The following is a 9,114-nucleotide window of genomic DNA, read 5'->3' as shown; positions in this document are numbered from 1 at the left end:
GTCGCAGCGCCATCGAAGGGCAACTCCCAATGTTTATCGACGATTCAGAAGGAGGTGCACAATGAACGCCCCGTCGCGAGCGGCCTGATCGCGCGCTCCGCCGTATTGTTGTCCACCTCGACGCGCCCGTCTTCGCAATAGCGTGTAAGTGCATGCCAGTTGCCCCAGCGAGTATCTGATCGCCTTCGCCAGCCCGACTTCGTCGATACCTGTGACAGCGTGTGTTCGAACCAGGCCTTCAGTTCAGCGAGCAATGGTGCCGAGCGCTGCTGACGCGCAGACAGGCGCACGTCTGGCGTCCGGCCGCGAACCTCGCGTTCGACAGCATACAGCGCCCCTTGCGGCGCAGTGCTTCCTCGGCAATTGGTGAGCTGTCCAGCTTGTACAGCGCGTCATACCCGCTGAAGGCATCTGCCTGCAGGATTCGCGTGCAGCCCGCCAGATGTTCCCGAGGGCGCTCACCTTTGCGGTCGCGTGAGTACCGGTACCAGACTGCTGGTGGTGCGCGGCTTCCTTCCGGGCGGTCATCCCGCACCTAGGTCCACAGGCGCGCCGTGCGTGTCTTGCCACGCCCGGCTCCAGCACAGGCACGGGCGTGTCGTCGGTATGGATCTTGTCTGCGTCGCGCACGTAACGGCCGAGTGCATCGGACAGCGGCTGCAGTAGCGCAGCGGCTTCACGCACCCACGAAGCCAGTGTTGCCCGGTCCAGTTCGATGCCCGCGCGGCGATAGATGCCGGCCTGCCGGTATAGCGGCGTATGGTCAGCGTACTTCGCGACGACGACCTGCGCGAGCAACCCGGCACGCGCCATTCCGCGTGCTATCGGCCGCGAAGGTGCCGGCTCCTGCACCACTCCAGCACAGCGCGCGCAGCTCAGCTTCGGACGTACGTGACGCAGTACCTTGAAGTAACCCGGCGCATAGTCGAGCACCTCCGAGACGTCTTCGCCCAGCGCACGCAACTGTTGCCCGCACTCCGCGCATCCACAATCCGTCGGCGCATGAACAACCGTTTCGCGGGGAAGATCGGCGGGGAAGTGCCGTGGCTTGCGGCGCAGCGGAACAAGTTCGTTGTAGCCGACGTATCCGGAGTCACGTCGGTATCGGACACCTTCGCCGTTGCGGCCATGGTTGATTCAGGAATGGGAAGCTCACCGAGCGTGAGCTGCAGGTTGGTCCATCAGTTCGGTCATGCGCTCCGATGAACGGCCATACTGCCACCGCTACAGTCGCGAGATTTCGGCCAGCAACTGCGCGATGGTCTCGTCGCGCGAGGCAACGATGCGCTTGAGGGCGGCGACGTCATCGGGCAGATGGCTGGCTGGCATGCATGCCAGTGTAAATGAAGCCTACGCGCTTGTGGGTTCGTGCACCCTGCGTTATCCCGCGTGCGTTGGCTGCCACGTTTGCTCTGGATGCCGCCAGTCAATCCCCTCGAGCAGCATCGACAACTGCGCGGCAGATAGATGGACCGTTCCCGAGTTCGCCTGCGGCCACACGCAGCGTCCGCGCTCAAGTCGCTTGTAACATACCTCGAAATGCAGGCTCTGGGGCTGCCACAGAACATCTTGTCCGCATCACTCACCCGTTCCACCCGTTCAGCGGACAGCAACTTCTTTGTGTCGGTGAACGCTATAACCGTTCTGGCCGACGTCTCCTACTGCGCATCGACGACAAGAGTTATTGCTCCGTTCCTCCGAAGTGGACCGATATGAGCGAGCCTGATCCCGAGATCTCTATGGGACGAGAGCGCGCGTTGTTCACGGTCAACGACTTGATGGAGCTTGCGCTACTCGTGAGACGTCTTTCGTACAGGCGTACGGGGAGCGGTACTTGACCGTAAAGAGATTTACGCCGCATGTGTAAGGTAATTAACGCCGCTGAATTCGGGGGCTTTGTCTTAAACGTAGGGCATATATAGGTTTTAGAAGGGTTAACGACAAGACGGCACAGAGCTTGACAAAGCCTGTTTAGCGGCATAATTTGATTACATTGAAATGCAACCATTTGGAGTGAATGTGCCGCCCAATGAACGCAAGCGCTCGAAGACGGATGTCCTCGCGGAGGACGGTACGTTGAATCCAACGCCGTCGAACGTTCTCGATGCCAAGTTCCAGGAGGGTGGATTCTTCGATCCCCATGACGCTGTGCAGGTCAAGTACGAGATGTTGCGTCGCGTTTCTGTTGAGAAGGCCTCCATAACGCAGATCTCCGACGAATATGGTGTTTCGCGGCCAACCTTCTATCAGGCGCGGGCGGACTTCGAGCAAGGAGGAATCGCAGGGCTGGTTCCGAGGAAACGAGGGCCGCACGGTCCGCACAAGATCCAGGGCGAGGTGTTGGCGTTCCTCAAGTTACAACACACGCCCGGAGAGCCACTTCGGGCGCGCGAACTGGCAAAGCTGGTTCGCAAAGAATTTGGTCTGGATGTACACCCGAGAACGATCGAGCGAGCGTTCGGTGTAAAAAAAACGGTGGAATAGCGGGATGCAGTGCCTGGCCGTCGGCCGTGTCGGCGCTGATCACCGCGCAATATGAGGTGATGCGTTCTGCCGCTCTTGGCCACGCCTTGCCTGTAGAAGCCAGGCGCGGACTCAGCGTCTTCCTTGCGCGAGGGATGTGGGCGTGGGCACGCATGATGGTTCCGGGGCGTGCACCGCCCGAACCAAATGTAACTCGGTCATCGTCGAACGCTCAGCCAATCGAGCGTCAAGGCTTTATCTACGTGCTCGCAGGCATGGCTGTGACGGTCAATGAGCGGAGATCACCGTGAACGCGTCCCTTAAAGTTCAACCTCACCACCTCGAACGGAGCGCTTACCTCTACGTCCGGCAGTCGTCGATGCGGCAAGTCCTCGAGAACGTCGAGAGCACAAAGCGTCAATATGCCCTGCGTGGACGCGCGACGGCGCTCGGCTGGCGTGATGACCAGATCGTCACTATCGACAGCGACCAAGGGGAGTCGGGAGCATCGGCGTCCTGGCGGGAGGGGTTTCAACGATTGGTCACTGACGTGGGCATGGGCCGCGCAGGCATCGTCATGGGCCTGGAGGTGTCACGCCTGGCCCGAAACAATGCTGACTGGCATCGGCTTCTGGAAATCTGCGCGCTTGCTGATACGCTGATTCTCGACTAATGTCCAGCATTTTCTAATGTGAAGTAGGCCATGGCATTGCCGACGGGGTGGAGAGTCCGAGCGACGGGGCTCTCCATTATTAACGCAGCGCTACAGGGAAGCGAGCCACTCAACGAGGGAGGCGTCTGATCGCCAAGAAGCTGGCGGGGTGATGGAGTTTGCAAGTGTCCCTGCTCGAGCAATGGCACGACGCTTCATTTCCAGGTCGGCTCTTGCATATCGATTGGTGGTGTTAATGCTGACGTGACCGAGCCAGTGGCTGATCGATGGGAGGTCCACCCCAGATTTGAGCAATAGCATCGCGGTACTATGCCGGGCGCTGTGCGGGTGAAGTCGTTTGTTAGCCATGGACGGACATTTGCTAGCCGCTGCCTTGTAGTACTTCGACATGATGTATGCGAGACCTGATCGAGTGAGCCGCTGCCCTCGCTGATTGCAGAAGAGTGGCGTATTTGAACGCATGTCAAGATGAACTTCCTCGGCAAACTGCTTCATGACTTGTGCCGTTTCGGGCCAGAGGGGGCAGATTCTCCGCTTGCGTCCCTTGCCGAATAGACTTACCTGCGGTGGCGGGTCGATCTGCAGGTCGCAGGCACTTAAATCGACGATCTCCTGGGCCCGCGCGCCGGTGTTAAACACGATGGCGAGTAATGCGTAATCGCGACGGCCACGCGGGGTGTTCCGGTCGATACATTCCAGGATGACACGGATTTCGTCTTCCTCGAGATAGTCGATCGATCCGGTTCGTGTGCGCTTGAAAGGGATTCCCAGAATTCGCTGAGCCTGCTCTATTCTCTCCGGCGCATGGGTTGCCACGTAGCGGAAGAACGCATGAATTGCGGCGAGCCGCACGTTGCGCGAGGAAGTCTTGTTGTGACGCCCTTGCTCCAGATAGTTCAGGAACCCCAAAACAGCCTCTGGCGAGATCGCGTCCAGATCAAGTATCACTGGATCGCAGTGCCGGGACGCAGCAATGAAGCGCAGGAGGAGAATCATAGTATCACGGTAACTGAGCACAGTATGCCGGCTTAGGCCGCGCTGTTCGGTCAGATACTCGTTGAAGAATGAGCGCACTGAGCGCGCCAGGGTATTGGGGCACGAGGCTTTCATGCTGCACCTCCATGGGAGAACGGCTGCACAAGCGTGCCGTAGCGATCCGCGAAACGGTTACTCGCCGCAGCGGCAAGCTCGGCAACAAACGGAAGGTAGTACTCGGTCGACGCGATGGATACATGTCCCATGTAGGTCGCAAGCGCTGGCAGCTTGACTTGTACATCGATGCCTGCTTTATACCAGCGAAGGAGAACACGAATTGCGAAGGAGTGCCTCATATCATGCACGCGCGGTAAGCGCCCGCCTGATGTACGAATTCCCGTTTGACGTACAAGCTCGCGAATCCCGTCTCCCAAGCCCCATCCGGAATATCCATTGCAATACGAATTCCACAGCAGCGGTGAGTCGGCGTCCATCGGAAAATGGCGTTGTTGCCGGGTGGATAGGTAAGCTTCCACTTCCTGGCTTGCATCGATCGAAAGCGGTAAATAGCGAGACTTTGAGAACTTGCTCTCGCGCACGAGCAAGCTCCTGGTGCGCTGGTCATAGTCCGCAATCGTCAGATGCGCCAGTTCGCCACGCCGCATTCCTGTGGTATTGAGCAGCACGAGTGCGAGGCGGAACACCTGGGGACGCAAGGGAGTGCGCGGCACTGGTTTCAGCTCTTCTGCAGCCTGCAAAAGCCGGATGATTTCCGCGTCCGTAAAGAGGTGGGGTCGCACGGGCTGGTGTGGGCGAGGAAAGTCGTCTCTATCTGGTACGAAGCAGGCTGGTTCGGTACGCTGGAGGTAAAGACAGAAATTGCGCACGATCCGCATCCGGTCGCGTCGGACGGTGGGCGACAGGTGAGCCGACGTTCTACACCATTCCTCAAATATGCCTTGTGTCCAATCGACCGCGCCGGTATCGGTCATGAACTCCTCGATGGATTCGAGCACACGGCGTTCCTTTGCGAAGCCGCGCCCCAGTGCCTGCTTTAGCTCGACGTACCGGCGCATTGACGAGGAAAGACAGGTTTCGGTCGCCTGTGTCATGATATGACCTCTTCCCCGATTGCCGGGAGTGGCAGTGCTACTTCACGTAGCTCCTCATGATCGAGCCGGAGGTATACGCAGGTACTCTCCGTGCTGCGATGACCGAGCAGGTCACCGATGGTCTTGAGCGGGACGCCTTCGTGAAGCAGATGCGCGGCGTAGGAATGCCGAAGACAATGGACGCCCTGATACGGGATAACGAGACCGCTTTGCCTGACACGAAAGCGGTAGGCGTAACCGGGGGCCTGTCTCGTGATAGGCCGGGTAGGCGCAATGGCGGTCAAAAAAATCTCGCGGTAGGATGCGCGAGGGCGAGCCTCCTGTAGATAAGCTATAAGAGCCGTGGCGACCGGATCGGTCAGGGGAAGGGTCAGAGGATGCCTGGTTTTAGACTGGTTGATGTGAATCTCCCCAGCATGCCAATCGATGTCGTCCAGCCGCAGGCTAGCGATATCACACCCACGCAGTCCGTAGGTCCCGATTAGCAGGAAGATGGCGTAATCGCGCACCCCACTGGCACACTTGCGATCGATTGACTCCAGCAGTGCTGTCACCGTATCCCACGACAAAGCCCGCGGCAGGTGTTCCAGGCGATAGGCTCGCGGTGTATCAATCTGCTGATCCAGCCCGGGAGGAACCTCACTTCGCAGGGCGAGAAATCGCAGGAAGCCGCGAACATCAGAAACGACATGCTGAAGTGTGCTCCGGCCGTATCGACTGCCCGCGTAGACAATGAAACGCTCGATATGCGCCTGGGTAAAGTCAGCCAGTCGAAATGTGATATCCGAAGCAAGCTGGTAACGCAATAGTTGCCAGACCGTGTGCTCATGCTGCTCAATGGTGCTTCGAGACAATCCCCTGACTTCGCTCAAGTACCGCAAGTAGGCAGCGACCGGTGCCTCGAACGGGGTATCCGCCCGCGGAATCTGAGCTGCGACGATCTTCTGATCTTGGAAAAAGCGCTGCAAGCAGCCAACGGTGTTGGATATTCCGCCGGGACGGCGCCGAAAATACTGCGAACACTTGCGCAGGCCTTCTGGAGTTAGTGACGCCAGGGTAGTTCGATGGCGCTTGCGGAAATACGCATCAATCGCCGTACAGCGAAGCAGATAGCATTGGCGGGAGTTGAACCGATATCCCTGCAGGACGAGCCAGTCATCAAAATCGTCAAGAATTGGGCCGAGCAGCGGCAAGGAGAGATGTCGTGCATAGGCCGTGGGCAGAAGCTCGCGGATCATCAGAATCTCCTTTCCAGTGAACGAAAAAGGGGATTCTGATCATTGCACTAATGTGAAGTCCTTGCCCTAAAATTCGGTACCTGGCAAACAGAAGAGCGATTCGCTGCACATTACCAACCTGTCGACATTAGTCGAGAAATGACCGGCCGGTCATTTCTCGACGAAGACGGGATATACGATCCAGCAAGCTTCAATGACCGGCTCCTGCTTGGGCTCAAGGGAACAATGAGTGAAGCCGAACTCCATGTTCTCAAAGCGCGACTCCGAGGCGGCATTCTGAACAAGGTGAATCGAGGCGAGTATCGGTGCCTGCTACCGACCGGCTTCGTATATGACGACCTTGGTAACGTAGTGCTTGACCCAGATTCCCAGGTCAGAGAGACCATCACATACTTCTTTGAGACGTTCTTGCGAGTCGGCTCTGCCAGCCAGACTGTCAAGGTCTTCAAGAAGGAAGGCCTCCTGTTTCCATCCCGTATGCGCAACGCGAAGTTCCTGGTCTTCCAGCACCTCACCGCGTCGACGGCACTTCGCATGTTGAACAATCCGCGCTACGCAGGCGCTTACGCCTACGGCCGGAGGCACTATCGCAAACTCGCAGACGGGCGGAAAGTGCCGAGAAAGCGTGATCGCAATGACTGGCTTGCATGTATCCCGGACGCCCATCCTGGTTACATTACGTGGGAGCAGTTCCAGCAGAACCTTACGGTTCTGGAGACGAATGGTCGTGGGTACAAAGTTGCGCGATCGTCGCCACCTCGCGAGGGAGCTGCTCTACTGCAGGGCCGCGCCGTCTGCGGACGTTGTGGCCGGCACCTCCGGCTCCGATACGCTACGCGACGCGGACGACAGGAAGCCTGGTATGTCTGCGACCGAGCACAAGGTGCTCATGGAGAACCTACCTGCCAGTCGATCGCCGGAGCACCGATCGATGAAGCCGTTGGTGCACTGGTCGTCGCGTCGATGACTCCGGCTGCCGTTGAGTTGGCATGGGAGATACGCAGGGAAATCGAAGCGCGTCACGATGAAGCCGACCGATTACGCTTGCGCGCTATCGAACGCGCCCAGTTCGATGCAGATCTTGCGCAACGGCGATTCATGCTGGTCGACCCAGGTAACCGACTGGTCGCCGACACACTCGAGCACGAATGGAACGACAAGCTGCGCATATTAGCCGACGCGAGAGAACAAAGGGAGCATAGCCAGCAGCAGGAGCGTCTCATACTCGACGACGCGATCCGCGACCGGCTCGTCGCAATGACAGCGGACTTCAAAACTCTTTGGCGTGATCCATCGCTGGCGAATCGAGAGCGAAAGCGGCTGCTAGCCTACATCGTCGAGGACGTCACACTGCTCAAACTTCCAGGCAAATGGACAACGAAGATTCACGTTCGCTTCAAGGCCGGCAGACTGAAACGCTCACGGCGCAGAATCCCAAAACATCTGCACAACAGGTCAAAACCCAGCCAGAGGTCCTCGAGCTCATCGACAAGCTTCTCGATGACCATACATGCTCTCAGATTGCGCAGCTCCTTAATGATCGGGGCATCCGTCCCGGCGGTTGTGTCCGTCCAGGTAAGGCGAACATTCGGTTCGACGCGCTGCGCGTCTCATACATCGCACAGCGATACGGACTTCCATCCCGCCGCGACAGACTGCGCGACCGCGGCATGCTCACAAAACTCGAGGCTGCAGCTCGACTCGGCATCCACGAAGCAACACTCACCAGGTGGGTCGAATACGGCCTTGTCAAACGACACGCCTACAACGATTATGCGTTCCTCTATGAAGTCCCGGATTCCCACCTGCCTGTGAAGCACAGCAGCAGATGGGATCGACTCACTGACCGCGCGACAGCGGCGCGAGCGAGTGCAGCATCCAAAACGCTCTGATCCAAGAAAAGGAGTTGCAGTATGAATCCAGCTAGTTCGCGTACAGGTTCATGCCGTCGCCACTCCACCATAAAATCTTGATGAGATCGCCGCGACGCCCGCGAAACAGAAAGATGTGGCCCGAGAAGGGATCGCGTCCGAGTGCTGACTGCACCAGTGCGGGAAGTCCATCCATGCCACGGCGCATATCGGTAACGCCCGCCGCCAGCCATACGCGGGTACCGCTTGGCGGCGCAATCATGCTGGCATCAGGCAGCGCAGCACGAGGCACAACTGCACTGGATCGACAATACCCGTGACGCGCACACGGGCACCGTTCAGTTCGATCTCAATGCCCGACGCTGCCGGTACGCTCTCGCGATGGGGCTCGACAGGCTGTAGAGCGAGCGACGCCGGTTCCGCGGTCTCGCCTGTCGGTGCATCAGGTAGCGTAACGGGCAGCAATACCGCTGCGCCGCACGCCACCCCGTCAAACAGGCCCGCCCGCAGTTGCCCGCGCCACTTGAACACCATATTGGGATTCAGTCCGTGCGCCTGCGCGAGCTTGGCCACCGAAATACCCGGCTCGCACGCCGCGACGGCAACTTGCCGTCGGTACTCCGGTGTGTAGTTCGGTCGGCCCTTGCGGTTCGATGGCGCATACCGTGTGTCCAAAGTAGTCCCCACCACTTGAAGTAACGGACATCACTTTGGACACCGGCTTCAGCTCTGTCCATGCAGCCACGAAATGACGCTTACTCCGAACCGGGGCCGCTCCGAAC

The 9,114-nt window shown here is 58.7% G+C and carries 12 protein-coding genes and 2 pseudogenes; 5 read left to right on the top strand and 9 right to left on the bottom strand.

All coding sequences use genetic code 11. From position 1 onward, the window contains the following. Positions 1 to 44 precede the first annotated feature (44 nt). The 4 genes and pseudogenes from J8I87_RS45705 to tnpB (J8I87_RS44815) form a co-directional block, all read right to left on the bottom strand. Positions 45 to 290: a transposase gene (locus J8I87_RS45705; RefSeq protein WP_313065184.1), complete on the bottom strand. Its 246-nt coding sequence runs from the start codon at positions 288 to 290 to the stop codon at positions 45 to 47. Then, positions 239 to 535: a transposase gene (locus tag J8I87_RS45700; RefSeq protein ID WP_313065190.1), complete on the bottom strand. Its 297-nt coding sequence runs from the start codon at positions 533 to 535 to the stop codon at positions 239 to 241. The genes J8I87_RS45705 and J8I87_RS45700 overlap by 52 nt, the downstream gene beginning before the upstream one ends. 86 nt (positions 536 to 621) lie before the next feature. Further along, positions 622 to 933 (bottom strand): annotated as a pseudogene (locus J8I87_RS45695) (transposase); the annotation flags it as partial. A 447-nt stretch (positions 934 to 1,380) separates the two neighbouring features. Then, positions 1,381 to 1,545, bottom strand: coding sequence for an IS66 family insertion sequence element accessory protein TnpB (gene tnpB / locus J8I87_RS44815; protein ID WP_409518774.1), 165 nt, complete (start codon positions 1,543 to 1,545; stop codon positions 1,381 to 1,383). Between tnpB (J8I87_RS44815) and J8I87_RS46335 the strand changes: the two genes are divergently transcribed. The 3 genes from J8I87_RS46335 to J8I87_RS19880 all read left to right on the top strand — a co-directional run bounded on the left by J8I87_RS46335 (position 1,530) and on the right by J8I87_RS19880 (position 3,136). Next, a complete protein-coding gene (locus J8I87_RS46335; protein ID WP_409518773.1) occupies positions 1,530 to 1,838 on the top strand; it encodes a DUF5372 family protein in 309 nt (102 codons plus the stop codon). The two genes, tnpB (J8I87_RS44815) and J8I87_RS46335, sit on opposite strands and share 16 nt — an antisense overlap. A gap of 181 nt (positions 1,839 to 2,019) precedes the next feature. After that, positions 2,020 to 2,484: a helix-turn-helix domain-containing protein gene (locus J8I87_RS19885; protein WP_063494968.1), complete on the top strand. Its 465-nt coding sequence runs from the start codon at positions 2,020 to 2,022 to the stop codon at positions 2,482 to 2,484. Between the two features lie 286 nt (positions 2,485 to 2,770). Beyond that, entirely contained in the window at positions 2,771 to 3,136 is a 366-nt protein-coding gene (locus tag J8I87_RS19880) for a recombinase family protein (protein ID WP_313065178.1), read from the top strand. A gap of 90 nt (positions 3,137 to 3,226) precedes the next feature. Here J8I87_RS19880 and J8I87_RS19875 read toward each other — a convergent pair whose 3' ends face one another. From J8I87_RS19875 to J8I87_RS19865, 3 genes are read right to left on the bottom strand one after another with little or no spacing between them, the layout of a single operon-like run. Further along, positions 3,227 to 4,246 (bottom strand): site-specific integrase, encoded by a 1,020-nt coding sequence (locus tag J8I87_RS19875; RefSeq protein ID WP_209933473.1) that lies wholly within the window; start codon positions 4,244 to 4,246, stop codon positions 3,227 to 3,229. Further along, a complete protein-coding gene (locus tag J8I87_RS19870) occupies positions 4,243 to 5,223 on the bottom strand; it encodes a tyrosine-type recombinase/integrase (RefSeq protein ID WP_209933472.1) in 981 nt (326 codons plus the stop codon). The genes J8I87_RS19875 and J8I87_RS19870 overlap by 4 nt, the downstream gene beginning before the upstream one ends. Further along, positions 5,220 to 6,461 carry a site-specific integrase gene (locus J8I87_RS19865; RefSeq protein WP_209933471.1) on the bottom strand — a complete coding sequence of 414 codons (1,242 nt, stop codon included), beginning with the start codon at positions 6,459 to 6,461 and terminating at the stop codon, positions 5,220 to 5,222. The genes J8I87_RS19870 and J8I87_RS19865 overlap by 4 nt, the downstream gene beginning before the upstream one ends. Before the next feature lie 138 nt (positions 6,462 to 6,599). On the opposite strand from J8I87_RS19865, the pseudogene J8I87_RS44810 reads away from it, so the two are divergent. Beyond that, positions 6,600 to 7,343, top strand: a pseudogene (locus J8I87_RS44810) (recombinase family protein); the annotation flags it as partial. A gap of 488 nt (positions 7,344 to 7,831) precedes the next feature. Further along, positions 7,832 to 8,353 (top strand): hypothetical protein, encoded by a 522-nt coding sequence (locus tag J8I87_RS44805; protein ID WP_245254036.1) that lies wholly within the window; start codon positions 7,832 to 7,834, stop codon positions 8,351 to 8,353. 31 nt (positions 8,354 to 8,384) lie between these two features. Here the strand turns inward: J8I87_RS44805 and tnpB (J8I87_RS19855) are convergent, their stop codons facing one another. Both tnpB (J8I87_RS19855) and tnpA read right to left on the bottom strand, forming a co-directional pair. Then, the gene (gene tnpB, locus J8I87_RS19855) at positions 8,385 to 8,594 is read right to left on the bottom strand and encodes an IS66 family insertion sequence element accessory protein TnpB (RefSeq protein WP_209933469.1); all 210 of its coding nucleotides are present in this window, start codon (positions 8,592 to 8,594) and stop codon (positions 8,385 to 8,387) included. After that, complete coding sequence (gene tnpA / locus J8I87_RS19850) at positions 8,591 to 9,007, bottom strand: IS66-like element accessory protein TnpA (protein ID WP_245254026.1); 417 nt, start codon at positions 9,005 to 9,007, stop codon at positions 8,591 to 8,593. Before tnpA ends, tnpB (J8I87_RS19855) begins: the two co-directional genes overlap by 4 nt. Between the last annotated feature and the right edge of the window lie 107 nt (positions 9,008 to 9,114).

The sequence above is a fragment of the Paraburkholderia sp. LEh10 genome (genome assembly GCF_017814945.1).
GTDB lineage: Bacteria > Pseudomonadota > Gammaproteobacteria > Burkholderiales > Burkholderiaceae > Paraburkholderia.
The sequence above is the reverse complement of the archived record's forward strand: the minus strand, read 5'-3'. Positions and strand labels throughout refer to the sequence as shown.

Coding starts and splice junctions, on each gene's coding strand:
- J8I87_RS44805 (WP_245254036.1), top strand. CDS start 7,832: ATGGACAACGAAGATTCACGTTCGCTTCAAGGCCGGCAGACTGAAACG.
- J8I87_RS19875 (WP_209933473.1), bottom strand. CDS start 4,246: ATGAAAGCCTCGTGCCCCAATACCCTGGCGCGCTCAGTGCGCTCATTC.
- J8I87_RS19870 (WP_209933472.1), bottom strand. CDS start 5,223: ATGACACAGGCGACCGAAACCTGTCTTTCCTCGTCAATGCGCCGGTAC.
- J8I87_RS19865 (WP_209933471.1), bottom strand. CDS start 6,461: ATGATCCGCGAGCTTCTGCCCACGGCCTATGCACGACATCTCTCCTTG.
- tnpB (WP_209933469.1), bottom strand. CDS start 8,594: ATGATTGCGCCGCCAAGCGGTACCCGCGTATGGCTGGCGGCGGGCGTT.